This window comes from Metabacillus sp. SLBN-84, assembly GCF_053629595.1.
Genome location: NZ_JBRJIP010000001.1, coordinates 3139423 through 3153517, shown reverse-complemented (window position 1 = coordinate 3153517; position 14095 = coordinate 3139423). Strand labels below are relative to the sequence as shown.

Below are 14095 nucleotides of genomic sequence, written 5' to 3'. Positions count from 1 at the left end.
TAGGAAAAGAGCTATCCGCTGCTGATAACGGGGATAGCTCTTTTCAGTCAATCAAATTTTAGCAGAGAGAGGTATCTGATATGACCCTTGAAAAAGTATGGGAAAACCCTCAAATTCTTCAGATAAACCGTGAAAAGCCTAGAGCATATTACATACCCTACCATGATGAGCGCGCGAAAAGCAGAAATCGTAAGCTTTCAGATCACTTCCGCCTTTTAAATGGGGAATGGAAATTCAAGCTTTTTTCCAATGTTAACGGCATTAAGGATGAGCATGTTTCTAGTGATACAGATGTTTCGGACTGGGACCGCCTCCTGGTTCCATCATGCTGGCAGACAAACGGCTATGATCAGATGCAGTATGTGAACGTCAGATACCCCTTTCCATTTGATCCGCCGCACGTTCCGAATGAGAATCCGGCGGGGGTTTATGTAAAGGATATTCAGATATCGGAACTCAGGGGAAGCAAGGAACAGTTCATCGTTTTTGAAGGAGTCAGCGCCTGCTTATATTTATATGTAAACGGGACATTTGCCGGATACAGCCAGGGAAGCAGAATGCCTGCCGAATTCAACATCACCCCTTATCTGAAAGATGGAAAAAACAGACTGACAGCCGTTGTCCTGAAGTGGTGCGACGGAAGTTACCTTGAAGACCAGGACATGTGGAGATATACCGGGATCTTCAGAGACGTTTACTTGCTCAGCCGGGATGTATCCCGCATACAGGATGTGTTCAGCAGGGCAGTCTTGTCTGAAGACCTCACTCAGGGAGAACTTCAAATCGATTTAACGGCGAAGGGACGCTGCCATGCAGAGGTTCTGCTGAAAGATGAAACAGGAGAAACGGTCGGTCATATAGCCAGGGAAATAAATGGAACTGAATCATTAAGCATGACTGTGGACAGTCCGGTTCTCTGGAATGCTGAAAACCCTGTACTGTATGATCTGTATGTAAAAAGCGGCGAGGAAGTCCTGCACTTTCACGTAGGGTTCAGGCGGATCACAATTGAAGACGGAGTCTTTAAGATTAATAATGAAGCAGTCAAATTAAAGGGTGTGAACCGCCATGATTCTCATCCGCTGCTTGGCCATACGATCCCTCTGAATCATATGAAAAAAGATCTGCTTCTGATGAAAAAACATAATATGAACACCGTCAGAGCTTCGCACTATCCGAATGATCCAAGGTTTTTGACCCTTTGCGACCAGCTTGGTTTTTATGTCATTGATGAAGCGGATCTTGAATGCCACGGTGCAGGAGAAGCGGGCGATATTCACTGGCTCAGTAAACAGGAGGACTGGCAGGCTGCGTTTTTGGACCGGATGGAAAGGCTTGTCGAGAGAGACAAAAACAATCCTTCCGTCATCATTTGGTCACTCGGAAATGAGGCAGGGTACGGAATCAATCATATCAAAATGGCGGAATGGACGAAGAAAAGAGATACAACAAGGCTCACTCATTACGAAAGTGCCGCAGAAGGATACAAAGGGCATGAAAATACAGAAGCCCTTGATATGGAAAGCAGAATGTACCCTACTCTTAAGTATGTAGAGGACTATGCCAAAAATGAAAACAAGACAAAGCCGATGTTCCTATGTGAATACTCGCATGCCATGGGAAACGGGCCGGGAGATGCGGCTGACTACTGGGAGCTGATTTACAGGTATCCAAAGCTTATGGGCGGATGCATCTGGGAATGGAATGACCATGGAATCAGCAGGACAGATGACAGCAGAAACGTGTCGTATGCCTATGGGGGGGATTTCGGCGAGAGCATTCACGACGGAAATTTCTGCATAGATGGACTCGTTAAGCCGGACAGAACCCCTTCAACCGGCCTGAAGGAAATAAAGGCCGTGTATAAACCGGTCCGTTTTACAATGAAGAGCGCCGAAGAAGGATTGGTTGAAGTAACGAACCTGTTCGACTTTACCAATCTCTCAGACTATGAAATTCAATGGATGGTGGAACGGGACGGTAAAGTAGTTCAGCAGGATGTCATTTATGATCTGGACCTTGACCCGAAAGCGTCAAAAGTCATTCAGATTCCTTACGACATTCCGGAAACATCAGTCAGCAGCTATTACCTGACCGTTTCCCTCCTTCAGAAAAAGACGACTCTTTGGGCTGGAAAAGGTCATGAACTCGATTTTGAACAGTTCCAGCTGCCGGTCATTAAACAAGTTCCAGAAAAACGAACAGGAAAGCATCCTCTAAAAACTGAAAGAAACGGCAATAAACTTGTAATTACAGGTCTTGATTTTACTTATCACTTCAACCTTGAAGAGGGACAATTTGAAAAGTTGTCGCTCAATGACTATGAATGCCTTGCGGGAATTCCGTCCTTTACGGTTTGGAGGGCGCCGATTGATAATGACGCACCTATTATACAAGAGTGGAAGAAACATGGCTTTGACAAGCTGAACCCGCACATTTACAAGTCGGAAGTTGTCCAGGAAGATGAAAGCTTGATTGAACTGCAGGTCCATTTTTCATTAAGCGCATTCAGCCGTTTCCCGGTAGTGAAAGGAACAGCAACCTGGAAGGTGCACAGCAGCGGAGCCATTGCGGTTACCTGTAAGGCTGATGTAAACGGAGATAGTCCTTATCTTCCTAGATTTGGCCTTGAAATCCCGATGCCAAAAGAAAACGATGAAGTAGAGTATTTCGGATACGGTCCTCACGAAAGCTATATCGATATGAAGTCATCCGTACGGAAAGGCAGGTATCTCAAAACCGTTCAAAGCATGCACGAGCATTACATTTATCCGCAGGAGAACGGATCCAGGTACGGGACAGACTGGGCGATTGTGTCCAATGAACTCGGGATGGGACTGAAGTTTTCTTCAAACGAAAGCTTTTCCTTTAATGTCTCCAGCTATGCGCTTGATGATTTGACTACTGCGTCACATGATCATGAATTGAAGCTGGACGACAGCAGAACATGGGTTTATATTGATTACAAAATGAGCGGTGTAGGTTCAGGAGCTTGCGGGCCGGCGCTTGCTGAAAACTATCAGGTGAACGAGAAGAAAATCAGCTTTTCGTTTGAAATGGAGCCGGTATTTAAAGAGTATTAAGGGTGAGGCGAAAAGACCAACCGGGATGACGGATGGTCTTTTCGCTTTTTATACAGTGTTCGTCATTCTCAGTAAAGCAGTAAAATAGACTGATGGTATAAGAACTTCATTAAAACAAGAGTTCGGACGGGGGAAGCGTAATATGGATGTTTTAATTGAAAAAGTGGGCCGCCAAACGGCTGTTGAAATTCTGGGGTGGCGCTATGAGGCACCGTACGACTTTTATAACATGGAAGTAAGCGAAGAGAACATTCATGGAATGCTTTCACATCCCTATTATGCAATAAAGAACAAAGCGGGGGAGACAGCAGGCTTTTTCTGTTTCGGCATCACGGCTCAGGTTCCAAGCAGATTCATGGCTCAAATCTATTCGGCAAACATGATTGATATCGGCCTTGGCATGAATCCTCACTTAACCGGAAAAGGGCAGGGATCTGCATTTTTTGCCTTTATTCTCAATCAGGCAAGAGCAGGCTTTCCGAATACCCCGCTCCGGCTGACGGTGGCCTGCTTTAATGAGCGTGCTTCGCGCATTTATGAGAAAGCGGGCTTTAATGAAGCGGCAAGGTTTGAGAATGAAGGGGTCACGTTCAAAGTTATGGTGCTGCAGGAGCCTGGATTTAAGAGGATCTAGCAAGCTCTGATATTGGTGAGCTTGCTAGTGTTTACCCTTTAAGTGATCCGAAAAAATACAGGATCCCAAAGACAAGAAGTGCTCCAACAATCAGCAGCAGGGCAATGATGCTGAAGAGGATCCATCCAAGACTTTTTCTGCCGGTCTGGATAAAGAAAATACATAGAGCGAAAATGGTAAAGAAATAGCCAAGTACCGCCCACAGCCACCTGTTTTTATTGTATTTCGGAGCTTTTATGAATAAGTAAACCGCAAAAACAGCACTAAAAAGAAAATTGTACAGCCATTCCATGGATTAAAACCTCTATTTCTGTTTTGTTATGAATCTTTATTTCTTCTGAGAAAATCGTATCCGCCCCTTTTGATCAAACTGAATTCCTTTAAAGTCTTTTTTGACGTTGATGCCGATCGTCATGTAGATAAAAAGCGGAAGCCAGAAGATCAATAAAATGATTTTGGTCAACAGCGGCAGATCCCCCTCAAAAGGAATCAAGCTGCCGATTTTAAGGTAGATGAGAAAGCAGATCAGCCCTATAATCATTTCCATACCCGTATCACCCTTTCTATTCATTCATTGTACCGTTTGCTTCCTGAAAACGGCAATAATAAACGAGTGAAAACCCCGTGGTAAGGTTGAAAAGTGGAAGAAATGCCTGTTGAGCCGTTAGGGAGTGATGTGAAGGGTTGTAAGTACGTGTGAAATGCCTGTTCAGCCCGTCGGGAGTGATGTGAAGGGTCATAAGAAAGTGTGAAATGCTTGTTCAGCCCGGCGGGAGTGATGGGAAGGGTCATAAGAGAAGAGGAAATAACCCTTCAGCGCAGACTGAGCGATGTGAAGGGTCATAAGAAAACAAGATGCCACCTGCTGCCGGCAAAGCCGGCCGGGTTAAACTGCCGTCTGATTTAGTACATGCTCAATAAACTCAAGCGTCTGATCAATAATGATCTGCTGATCATGATCAAGTGTAGCCACATGGTAGCTGTTTTCAAGGACAATCATTTTTTTATGCTCGGACGAGATTTCATCCATGATGAGCCTGGAGTTATCCGGCGGAACGACGTGATCCTCTGTTGATACAAAAACGAGTGCCGGGCATTTGATTTCATGTAAGTTTTGTCTTACCAGCGCCATAAGCTTATTAATTTCTTTTATGGATTGAACCGGTGTTTTATCGTACGCAAGCTCGGTAACAGCAGGATTTTTGATATCCGATCCGATGGCATCAAGAAAACGGGCCTGAATCTGCTGGGCGCCTGCCATTGTAGGGATGTCAACCGCTGCGTTGATCGGGATAATCGCTTTTATCTCCGGATGTTTTTGGGCAAGGTAGAGTGTCAGTGTGCCGCCCATGGACAGGCCGGTCACAAAGATTGTGCTGCAGCGGTCTTTAAGCCACTGGTAGCCTTCTTCTACAGAAGCAGTCCAATCCTCATAAGTGGTTCCTTCCATTTCCTCATAGTGCGTGCCATGGCCTTTCAGCCTCGGACCGCAAACCGTGTATCCTGCCTTTGCATAAGCCTCTCCGAGCGGACGCATGCTTTGGGTGGAGCCGGTAAATCCGTGTGATACGAGAATACCTATTGAATTTCCTTCAAAGTAAAATGGTTCTGCGCCTTCTAATACGGGATAACGTTCTGACATCCTCATTCCTCCTTTAAAAATGAAAACCCTTTCTCAGAACGATTCGATACCGGACATACAATCTCCTACTTAAGAATGAGAATCTTCGTTCCATTTAAGGATTCAAAAACTGTGAAATTGTGGTAAACTTTCTCTTATTACAGGACGGAGGAAACAAAATGAATCAGCTTAAACACGTCCATCCGCTCGGCTGGAACATTCTGATCGGAACCATTTTCGGGCGCATGGCAACATCTATGAGTCTTCCATTTTTAGCAATCTATTTAACGCAGGTGAAGGGCGTATCGGCCGCTATGACCGGAACCATTATTGCCGTAAGCTCGCTTGCAGGTATTTTATCAAGCTTCTATGGCGGATATTTGTCAGACAAACTGGGCAGGAAAAAAGTGCTAATCACATCTATTTTCGGCTGGGTCTTCGTTTTTATCGGCTTTGGCGCTGCGGACACAGTTCTTGCTTTTTTCATCATGAATGCGCTGAACGGAGTATGCCGTTCCGTATTTGAACCAACCTCAAGAGCCCTTTTATCCGATCTGACAGAACAGAAAAACAGGCTTCTTATTTTTAATTTAAGATACGCCGCAATCAATGTGGGGGTCGTCTTCGGACCGCTGCTCGGCATTTATTTGGGTTCGTCAAAAACAACGTCGCCTTTTTTTATAGCCGCCATTATTTATGCCCTATACGGATTATCCCTTCTGATTACGTTCATGAAAACATCACATAAAACGGAAACGAAGAAAGCTGTGCGGATCTCATTTAAAGAAGCTGTGCAGGTGACTAGAAAGGATAACTTGCTGCTTTTATCCCTGGTCGGCATCATCCTGTGCATCACCGGATTTTCACAGCTGACCTCGACACTGCCTCAATTCTTTGCGATGTCGCCTGACATTAAAGACGGGGCTAAAACATTTTCAATCCTGCTGTCGCTGAATGCCGTGACAGTGCTGGTGATCCAGTATCCGATTGTAAGAGTTGCAAAAAAACATCCGCCCATTTTTTCTATTATTCTTGGGAATATGCTGGTTGGAATCAGTCTTTTCAGTTTTGCATTCGCCCACAGCATCTGGCTGATTGCACTTGTGGTCATCTTGTTTACAGTAGGAGAGGTTCTCCTCTTCTCCATGATGGACGTCCTCATCGATGAACTGTCAAACCCGGAGATGAAGGGAACGTATTTTGGAGCTATGGGCTTTACCCAGCTTGGAAATGTCATCGGCCCCTGGATCGGCGGAATCCTGCTTGATGCATACGGAATAAGCAGCCCTGCGGCCGTCTTCAGCTGTCTCATGCTTGTGACCCTTTCAGGAATTCCGGTACTTTTTCTGGTGAAAAAAGAAATGGAGAAAAAAGCTGAAGCGGGCGTTTTTAACCAGCAGGCATCTCTGTAAAATGTAAAAAAATTGAAACTTAAGGGTTTCCTGAACGTATTACAGAAAAAAGGGGGCCTAACATGAAAAAACTCAGTACATTGTTTGTTGTTGCAGCTGCACTGCTTTCGGGAGGATGTTCGCTTGAGGCAAATGCCGTGCCGAAAGACGTTACGAGTGATATTCAAAAAGAATTCGGAAGAGACATTTATGTCCCGGAGTTCAGTGAGTATCCGATCATCTATGCTGAAGTTTTTTACCCGCCGGCGGAAATAAAGAACGGAAAGAAGGATCTGGAACTGACCTATGCATCTGAGATTGGGGAGCTGGAAAAAGAGGAGAAAAAGTCGCCTGACTCGGCAGATTCCAAGCTTTTTTACGGTCCTTACAGCGGTGAACCGAAATTCAGACTTACCTACAGCTCCTATAAGCTGGATTTAGATGAAGACGAGAGCAGGGTTGTGGATGGTGAAAACGTTCAATACAACAAACTTGAAGATAAATTTCTTTTAGTATCCTTCAATGCAGAGGGAGGATCCTACAGTTTTGAATTTTTACTGAGCAGTGATTTTTCAGAAGAGGATGCGCTTGATGTTATAGAGGAAGTGATTAAGCATACAGAAGAGAAGTGATTTCGGTCACTTCTCTTTTATTTTTATAAAGATCTTTCTGCCTTGCTGTCTTTCATTTTGCCAGTGTAAAACGGAAGGGCAAGAAGCATAAACAGGCAAAACGCAACAGCCTCCAGCGACAGAATATACCACGGATACGGACCAAGGAAATCAATAGGAGTCGGATTCACCGGCTTTTGCGAAAGGAACATATAATTTCCGCCAAGTGCGTGATTGATGAAAAAGATACAGACAGCGGCCAAATTCAGAAAGCCCATTGTTTTGAAAACGGACGTAAACGTGACCTGATATCCCTCCGTCCATACAAAAAAGAAACAGGTCATCATGATAACCGAGTGGGTCAGGAAAAAATGAAAATAACGAAGATGAGGGAAACTGTAGTTGAGTTCAGGAGTCAGGAGGGCAAGTCCTGCGCCTGCAATTCCGATAAAATAAACAACCTCAAAAATACGTCTGTCTTTTGTGATCAGCAGGATGATGCACAAAACCAGACTCAAGCTGCACAGTTCAAGCGGCAGGGTATAAGCGGCGTTCCACGTTCCATGCCAAAGGAGCCAGATTTGGTAGGCTGCTTCAAAGAGCACTCCGGTTCCTCCAAGCAAAAGTCTGAATCCTAAATTCCATCCCTTATGAAGAAAGGTTTTCCGCATACCATACATGGAAGCAAGCAGGAAGAGCAGAAAACAGAGTCCTCCTAGATGAGCGGGAGAAAATAGCGTGAAGGGATTTTGTTCATAGGATGTGCTGAAAAAAGAAATCAAAGGATTCAACTCTCTTCATTTTTCTCTCATTATAATGGTTTCATTATTGATTAAAAAGATTAAAAATGGAAGAAACAGCAGTTGATTATTATCATTATGTATATTATTATTGAAAGTGATAATAAAAGTTGGAGGGTTATAAAAATGAAGAAAAAAATGGACCTGATCCTTCATCCTGTCCGGTTAAAAATTGTTCAGTCCCTTTTGAATGGAAAGACAATGACGGTACAGCAGCTCGCTGAGCGGGTGGCAGATGTTCCGCAGGCTACGTTATACAGACATCTAAAGAAGCTTCTCGAAGCAAACATTCTTTCAGTGGTCCAGGAAAATCAGATTAGAGGAACAGTTGAGAAAGTGTATGCATTGAATGAACCCGCTATACAGTCCCATGAGGATTTGCTTAATCTCACAAAAGAGGAGCATCTTGAAATGTTTATGCATTTCACCACTCATTTAATGGGGATGTATGAAGCTTATTTGGAGAAGGATAACCCTGATTTAGTAAAGGATGGTGTAACCTACAGGGTTGCAAATGTTCACCTCTCCGACGAGGAGTTTATGGAAACAGCCCAAGAAATCGGGAAGGTCGTTTTGAAGGCAATGAAAAACGAGCCTTCACCTGAACGAAAAAGCAGAAACATTGCAACGATTGTCATACCTGAGTAGCAGCCATTGGGAGGGATCTTATGAAAAAATTGGAAATGAAGCTTGCATTGTTTATCGGCGTCATATGTTTTGGGGCAGGTTTTTTGCTGCTGCCTTACCAATTAGAGACCTTAAATTCAGCGCTGCCGCAAAGCGAATTTGAAAAAATGACAGCGGATATGCAGGTGGGGATTATGTCTCTGGCTTTTTCCGCGCAGCTGTTTTTGATGAGTTTCCTGTTAGCCTGGACCGGGTTTCATCTTGCACGCAAAACGGGTTTTTTCGTTTGACATTCTGCAGTCTTTTTTTGAAAAAGGGCAAAACAAATCGTTTGCAGGTAAACCTTTTGTGCTTGCTGTCATCTTTGGTGGAATAACAGGGTTTCTTATTGTTGCTTCGGATCGTTTTTATTTTGAAAACCGCATTCTGCAATTAAATGAGTTCAGTCCTGAATTTTCATGGCTCGGTTTGGCTGCGGGTGTAGTAGGAGGAGGCGTTTTTGAAGAAACACTTCTCCGCCTGTTTTTTGTCTCCTTTCTTGTATGGGGATTCCGCAAGATTTTCAGAACATCAGGCAAGACCGTATACTGGGCAGCGATCCTCATTGCTGCTTTGGGATTTGCTGCGCTGCATTTACCCTTTACATTCGTCGTGTTCGGCGAGCTTACAGGGTTAATCGTGTTCAGAAGCTTTTTGCTTAATGGCATTGGGGGAATTTTCTTCGGCTATCTGTATTGGAAAAATGGATTCGAATACGCAATTATTTCTCATATGTTTGCCCATATTTCCATGCAGCTGCTGTTTATTCCGCTATTCTATTAATGTTAGAAAAGGAGATTGACAGATATGATTAAGGTCACGGATGTATCAAAATCATTTGGGAGTCACACAGTGCTGAATGGTGTGAATTTTAAAGCGGAAGAAGGAAGGATTATCGGGCTGCTCGGTCCGAACGGTGCGGGAAAGACGACGTTTATCCGGATCCTGAATGGCGTCATCAAGCCCGACAGCGGTGAAATCTCCATTTTTGGCCATGATCCTGCCTCAAGCGGAGATGAAATCAGGAAGCTGTCCGGTGTTGTGACGGAAAGTGCCGGCCTCTATCACCAGTTAAGCGGCCAGGAGAATCTTGCGTTTTTTGCTGATTTATACGGTGTAAAAGAAAAATCAAGAACTGGAGAACTGCTTGAGCTTTTTGACCTTGCCGAACATAAAGACAAACCTGCAGGCACCTACAGCACAGGCATGAAAAAACGTCTTGCGCTGGCGAAAGCACTCCTGCATAAACCAAAGCTACTTTATTTAGATGAACCAACAAACGGGCTGGATCCGGACGGCATCAAAATGGTCCTTTCCTATTTGAAAAAATACAACAAAGAAACAGGCACAACCATCATCATCTGTTCCCATGTTCTTCATCAGCTTGAACCTGTCTGCGACTCTTTTGCTTTCCTTGAAAACCGGACGATTGTTGAACAGGGTACGGCATTAGAGCTAGCAGGTAAATACCTGAATGAGGTCAAAGTGAAAGTAATAACGGAGCCGGCTATGATTCAAAGGGATGCAGCCAGGTTTCCTTTTGACCAGCTGAAACCAGGAGAAGCGGTATTCACTCTTCCTTCTAAAGAACACATTTCAGGGCTGCTGAGGGAACTTTTGAAAAAGCATTCCATTTATTCAGCTGAGATGGTTAACAGCGGACTTGAGGCCATCTATTTTAAAGTAAGGGAGATGCACAATGAACAGCACAATCATGAAGGCCATCATTAAAAAAGACCTGAGAGACATTATCCGCAGCAAGAACCTGTTTGCCGTACTGATCATTATCCCTGTTCTTTTTTCAAGCGTCATCCCTGCAGCCATTCTCTCTGCCGCTCTCTTTTTAGATCTTGAGGAACTTGCCGGCAGTGATGCGGAGAGGATGATCGCGAGCTTCATGACCCAGCTGAACAGGGAAAGTATTGCTTTTGAAACAGTTGAACAGCAGTTTGTCTTTTTATTTTTAAATTACATGCTTCCGTCTCTTTTTCTCCTCGTGCCGATTATTACAGCAAGCGTAGTCGCAGCGAACAGTTTTGTTGGAGAGAAAGAGCGAAGAACACTTGAAAGTCTCCTGTTTTCGCCAGTGTCTGTCAAAACGCTGTTTGTGAGCAAGATCATTGGATCATTCTTGCCTTCGCTGCTTGTATCGTTTGCAAGTTTTGTTCTAAGCGGGATCATTATCAACAGTCTCGGCTATCAGCTGTACGGACAAATGATTTTCCCGTCCGCCAACTGGCTTGTTCTTATTTTCTGGCTGTCTCCGATGGTTTCCCTGCTGACAGTCCTGCTGAACGTGCTGATCTCTTCACGGGTGAAGACGTATCAGGAAGCACAGAACATCGGAGGGGTCATTGTCCTGCCGGTGGTCGCCATGATGGCGGGTCAGGCAAGCGGGCTCTTTTTAGTAGGGTCTGGAGTCACGTTTTTAATCGGGCTAGGCCTGCTCCTTGTGAATTTGCTGCTGATAAGCAGAATGGCAAAGTTCAGCGACCGGTATATGCTGTTTGAAAAGCAGATTCATTGATGTTGCTGAAATTTTAAACGGAGCACTTTCTGACTTGAGAGTTGATGGCACTTGTCCGGTAGAATTGTGTCCTTCGTGAAGTGTTTCAGGGCGTGAAGGTCAAAAAAACGGCCGGATTGTGCCCTTCGTGAAGTATTCCATGGCGTGAAGGTCACAAATCAGGAAGGATTGTGCCCTTGGTGAAGTATTCCATGGCGTGAAGGTCACAAATCAGGAAGGATTGTGCCCTTGGTGAAGTGTTCCAAGGCGTGAAGGTCACAAATCAGGAAGGATTGTGCCCTTCGTGACCGTGCTCCAGGTCGTGAAGGTCACAAATCAGGAAGAGTAGTGCCATCAGGCGGAGAGATCTCAGAGTTGATGGCACTTATCCAGGAGAACAGAACCCTCAAGCAGAGAAATCTTATAGTTGATGGCACTTATCCGGGAGAATAGAACCCTCAAGCTGAGAAATCCCAGAGTTGATGGCACTTATCGAGAAGAATAGAACCCTCAAGCAGAGAGATCTCAGAGTTGATGGCACTTATCCGGGAGAATAGAACCCTCAAGCTGAGAAATCCCAGAGTTGATGGCACTTATCGAGAAGAATAGAACCCTCAAGCAGAGAGATCTCAGAGTTGATGGCACTTATCCAGCAGAAATGAACCCTCAAGCGGAGCAATCCCAGAGTTGATGTCACTTATCCGGCAGAAAAGAACCCTCAAGCAGAAAAATCTCAAAGCTAATGGCACTAATCAAACAAGGGGGAGCGAATAAATGGATACAGCTATACTTGTACTTGATATTCAAAAGGGCTTTATCGGCAAAAAAGCTCGAATGCCCGCAGCAGGACATCACATTGAACCGATGCTGGAAAATGTAAATGACATTGTAAAGAAAGCTGATCATACAAAACTGCCCGTTGTGTATATTGGCAATGAATATGAACCAAAACAATTCATTTCCAATTTTTTAACAAAGAAATCAGCATTAAAAGGAAGCGAGGGGGCTGAACTGGATGAGAGGCTTCTGAGGGTGAATGATCGTTATTTTTCGAAAAGCAAATCAAGTGCGTTAAGCAATCCGGAGCTAGTTTCATATTTAACGGCTAACAGTATTAAACACTTAGTTATTGTTGGTTTGTTTGCAGAAGCCTGTGTAGCTGCAACTGCACTCGATTCCATCCGCAGGCAATTCACTGCAACAGTTGTAAAAGATGCAATAGCAAGCATGAGTGATACAAGAAAAGAGAAGTCTTTAAAGTACATGCATTCAAAAGGGGTTGCGATTGTTGAATCCTCTCATTTATTCAAGAATACCTTCATTGAAGACTTGGGATAGTTCTTTAAAGTTTCCGTCAATCAAATCGTACCAGGTTAACTGGTCCTCAGACTGTATAACCACAAAACAACCCCCTCTGACATATCAGCGGGGGTCTCTTCATTAAATCTTAAGATCAATTTTTGCGTTTTTCTTCAGTTCTTCTACTTTTTGAGCTAGAAGTTCCTGTTGTTTTTGCTGTTTCAGTGATTGCTCGATTTGCGGTTTTACTTCCTCGAGCTTAGGTACTTCCTGCTTAGCTGCTTTTGCTTGCTCTGCGTACTGGTCATACGTTTTTTGAATCTCTTCATCAGAGATTTCGCCTGCAGGCACTTCTTTTTCGATATACTGTCTGAATTTAATGTCACCTGCAATCTGCGATTCAAGAGTTTTCATGTCCATGCCGGATTTTTTGAGTGCTGCTTCAAATTCTTTTTCTGTTTTGAATTGTTTTTTCGTTTCATCAAGTTGTTTTTTTACGTCTTCATCAGATGCTTTGTAGCCTTTTTTCTCGGCTTCCTGCAAAAGAAGGGTTTGTCCGACTAAGCTGTCAAGCGTCTGCTTTTTCACTTGCTCGGCAGCTTCCTTGGACGTTGGATCCTGTCCCATTTGCTGCATTTGTCCCTGTGTTGCCTGAAGGACGCTGTTGTAGTCTTTTCCAAGAATCTCTTCGTCATTAACGAGAGCGACCGTCTTCTTCTCATCCACTTGCTGCTTTTCTAATTTTTTCTGCATTTCTTCCATTTGCTTTTGCTGTTCCTTCTGCTGATCGGTTTCGGCTGTTTTTGCTTTATCTTCTGTTTTAGCCTCTTTGCTTTCTTCGTTGCCTCCGCATGCGGCTAAAACAACGGCCATCAGACCTGTTATGAGTGAAAACATTATTTTTTTCATCATCGATCTCCTTCCTTTAAGCTAGAAGTATAATTTTTTCTAAAAAAAAAATCATCTAGTGCGCATTATAAAGGAAATGAATTGAAAAAGAAACCTTATGGGGCAGTTGTAACGAGATGTAATACGATTGAAACCTTTTTTACGAGCTAAAAAATGTCTTAAGATATGTTAGAATATGGGTGTTGGAAAAGGGGGAATCAATCATATGGGAAAAGTGGTCGGTTTTGAATTGAGCAGCAAACATCCGGAAAAAGCGGCAGCATTTTACGAGTCGGTGTTCGGATGGGATGTTGGCGAGCCGGTCTGGGATTACAGACAGGTAAAGACAGAACAGGGTGCAACGGGAATAAACGGCGGAATCAGCAAAGGACCGGAGGATTTTCCTCATGGAACAAGAATTCAGATAGAAGTAGATTCAATTGATCAGACACTTGCCGCTGCTAAAAGGAATGGAGCTGTAATCGTCAGAGAAAAGATGGAATTTGATGACTTTTATCTTGCGTATGCAACAGACCCTGCAGGCATCGGGTTCGGTTTTGTAGAAAGAAAGAATTCTTTACATAAAGGAGATTAAT

The 14095-nt window shown here is 44.0% G+C and carries 16 protein-coding genes; 11 read left to right on the top strand and 5 right to left on the bottom strand.

Annotated elements, in window-relative coordinates; genetic code table 11:
• Positions 1 to 80 precede the first annotated feature (80 nt).
• Together RKD52_RS16090 and RKD52_RS16085 are read left to right on the top strand one after the other, a co-directional pair.
• A complete protein-coding gene (locus RKD52_RS16090) occupies positions 81 to 3083 on the top strand; it encodes a glycoside hydrolase family 2 TIM barrel-domain containing protein (RefSeq protein WP_454100497.1) in 3003 nt (1000 codons plus the stop codon).
• Positions 3084 to 3225: 142 nt separating this feature from the next.
• Complete coding sequence (locus RKD52_RS16085; RefSeq protein ID WP_454100496.1) at positions 3226 to 3717, top strand: GNAT family N-acetyltransferase; 492 nt, start codon at positions 3226 to 3228, stop codon at positions 3715 to 3717.
• Positions 3718 to 3748: 31 nt separating this feature from the next.
• Here the strand turns inward: RKD52_RS16085 and RKD52_RS16080 are convergent, their stop codons facing one another.
• The 3 genes from RKD52_RS16080 to RKD52_RS16070 form a co-directional block, all read right to left on the bottom strand.
• Positions 3749 to 4009, bottom strand: a complete 261-nt coding sequence (locus tag RKD52_RS16080) for a hypothetical protein (RefSeq protein ID WP_454100495.1) — start codon at positions 4007 to 4009, stop codon at positions 3749 to 3751.
• Positions 4010 to 4045: 36 nt separating this feature from the next.
• Positions 4046 to 4264, bottom strand: a complete 219-nt coding sequence (locus tag RKD52_RS16075; RefSeq protein ID WP_454100494.1) for a hypothetical protein — start codon at positions 4262 to 4264, stop codon at positions 4046 to 4048.
• A 339-nt stretch (positions 4265 to 4603) separates the two neighbouring features.
• The gene (locus RKD52_RS16070) at positions 4604 to 5359 is read right to left on the bottom strand and encodes an alpha/beta hydrolase (RefSeq protein WP_342824773.1); all 756 of its coding nucleotides are present in this window, start codon (positions 5357 to 5359) and stop codon (positions 4604 to 4606) included.
• 158 nt (positions 5360 to 5517) lie between these two features.
• On the opposite strand from RKD52_RS16070, the gene RKD52_RS16065 reads away from it, so the two are divergent.
• The gene (locus RKD52_RS16065) at positions 5518 to 6750 is read left to right on the top strand and encodes an MDR family MFS transporter (protein WP_454100493.1); all 1233 of its coding nucleotides are present in this window, start codon (positions 5518 to 5520) and stop codon (positions 6748 to 6750) included.
• Between the two features lie 62 nt (positions 6751 to 6812).
• Positions 6813 to 7361 carry a hypothetical protein gene (locus tag RKD52_RS16060; RefSeq protein ID WP_454100492.1) on the top strand — a complete coding sequence of 183 codons (549 nt, stop codon included), beginning with the start codon at positions 6813 to 6815 and terminating at the stop codon, positions 7359 to 7361.
• A 23-nt stretch (positions 7362 to 7384) separates the two neighbouring features.
• On the opposite strand, the gene RKD52_RS16055 is transcribed toward RKD52_RS16060, so the two are convergent.
• Positions 7385 to 8122 (bottom strand): YwaF family protein, encoded by a 738-nt coding sequence (locus RKD52_RS16055; protein WP_454100491.1) that lies wholly within the window; start codon positions 8120 to 8122, stop codon positions 7385 to 7387.
• Between the two features lie 144 nt (positions 8123 to 8266).
• Between RKD52_RS16055 and RKD52_RS16050 the strand changes: the two genes are divergently transcribed.
• From RKD52_RS16050 to RKD52_RS16025, 6 genes are all read left to right on the top strand, one after another.
• Positions 8267 to 8788 (top strand): helix-turn-helix domain-containing protein, encoded by a 522-nt coding sequence (locus RKD52_RS16050; RefSeq protein ID WP_454100490.1) that lies wholly within the window; start codon positions 8267 to 8269, stop codon positions 8786 to 8788.
• A 20-nt stretch (positions 8789 to 8808) separates the two neighbouring features.
• Complete coding sequence (locus RKD52_RS16045; protein WP_454100489.1) at positions 8809 to 9057, top strand: hypothetical protein; 249 nt, start codon at positions 8809 to 8811, stop codon at positions 9055 to 9057.
• Entirely contained in the window at positions 9029 to 9589 is a 561-nt protein-coding gene (locus RKD52_RS16040) for a CPBP family glutamic-type intramembrane protease (protein ID WP_454100488.1), read from the top strand. Before RKD52_RS16045 ends, RKD52_RS16040 begins: the two co-directional genes overlap by 29 nt.
• Positions 9590 to 9613: 24 nt before the next feature.
• On the top strand, positions 9614 to 10537 hold the full coding sequence (locus tag RKD52_RS16035; RefSeq protein ID WP_454100487.1) for an ABC transporter ATP-binding protein: 924 nt from the start codon (positions 9614 to 9616) through the stop codon (positions 10535 to 10537).
• Positions 10506 to 11333: an ABC transporter permease subunit gene (locus RKD52_RS16030; RefSeq protein ID WP_454100486.1), complete on the top strand. Its 828-nt coding sequence runs from the start codon at positions 10506 to 10508 to the stop codon at positions 11331 to 11333. Before RKD52_RS16035 ends, RKD52_RS16030 begins: the two co-directional genes overlap by 32 nt.
• A 753-nt stretch (positions 11334 to 12086) precedes the next feature.
• Complete coding sequence (locus RKD52_RS16025; protein ID WP_454100485.1) at positions 12087 to 12650, top strand: cysteine hydrolase family protein; 564 nt, start codon at positions 12087 to 12089, stop codon at positions 12648 to 12650.
• Between the two features lie 102 nt (positions 12651 to 12752).
• Here the strand turns inward: RKD52_RS16025 and RKD52_RS16020 are convergent, their stop codons facing one another.
• Positions 12753 to 13520, bottom strand: coding sequence for a SurA N-terminal domain-containing protein (locus RKD52_RS16020; protein ID WP_454101248.1), 768 nt, complete (start codon positions 13518 to 13520; stop codon positions 12753 to 12755).
• Between the two features lie 205 nt (positions 13521 to 13725).
• Between RKD52_RS16020 and RKD52_RS16015 the strand changes: the two genes are divergently transcribed.
• Complete coding sequence (locus RKD52_RS16015) at positions 13726 to 14094, top strand: VOC family protein (RefSeq protein ID WP_454100484.1); 369 nt, start codon at positions 13726 to 13728, stop codon at positions 14092 to 14094.
• The last annotated feature ends 1 nt before the right edge of the window (position 14095 follow it).

Excerpts from the sequence above, each read along its gene's own strand:
- RKD52_RS16090 (WP_454100497.1), top strand. The coding sequence starts at position 81 with ATGACCCTTGAAAAAGTATGGGAAAACCCTCAAATTCTTCAGATAAAC.
- RKD52_RS16085 (WP_454100496.1), top strand. The coding sequence starts at position 3,226 with ATGGATGTTTTAATTGAAAAAGTGGGCCGCCAAACGGCTGTTGAAATT.
- RKD52_RS16080 (WP_454100495.1), bottom strand. The coding sequence starts at position 4,009 with ATGGAATGGCTGTACAATTTTCTTTTTAGTGCTGTTTTTGCGGTTTAC.
- RKD52_RS16075 (WP_454100494.1), bottom strand. The coding sequence starts at position 4,264 with ATGGAAATGATTATAGGGCTGATCTGCTTTCTCATCTACCTTAAAATC.
- RKD52_RS16070 (WP_342824773.1), bottom strand. The coding sequence starts at position 5,359 with ATGTCAGAACGTTATCCCGTATTAGAAGGCGCAGAACCATTTTACTTT.
- RKD52_RS16065 (WP_454100493.1), top strand. The coding sequence starts at position 5,518 with ATGAATCAGCTTAAACACGTCCATCCGCTCGGCTGGAACATTCTGATC.
- RKD52_RS16060 (WP_454100492.1), top strand. The coding sequence starts at position 6,813 with ATGAAAAAACTCAGTACATTGTTTGTTGTTGCAGCTGCACTGCTTTCG.
- RKD52_RS16050 (WP_454100490.1), top strand. The coding sequence starts at position 8,267 with ATGAAGAAAAAAATGGACCTGATCCTTCATCCTGTCCGGTTAAAAATT.
- RKD52_RS16045 (WP_454100489.1), top strand. The coding sequence starts at position 8,809 with ATGAAAAAATTGGAAATGAAGCTTGCATTGTTTATCGGCGTCATATGT.
- RKD52_RS16035 (WP_454100487.1), top strand. The coding sequence starts at position 9,614 with ATGATTAAGGTCACGGATGTATCAAAATCATTTGGGAGTCACACAGTG.
- RKD52_RS16030 (WP_454100486.1), top strand. The coding sequence starts at position 10,506 with ATGAACAGCACAATCATGAAGGCCATCATTAAAAAAGACCTGAGAGAC.
- RKD52_RS16025 (WP_454100485.1), top strand. The coding sequence starts at position 12,087 with ATGGATACAGCTATACTTGTACTTGATATTCAAAAGGGCTTTATCGGC.
- RKD52_RS16020 (WP_454101248.1), bottom strand. The coding sequence starts at position 13,520 with ATGAAAAAAATAATGTTTTCACTCATAACAGGTCTGATGGCCGTTGTT.
- RKD52_RS16015 (WP_454100484.1), top strand. The coding sequence starts at position 13,726 with ATGGGAAAAGTGGTCGGTTTTGAATTGAGCAGCAAACATCCGGAAAAA.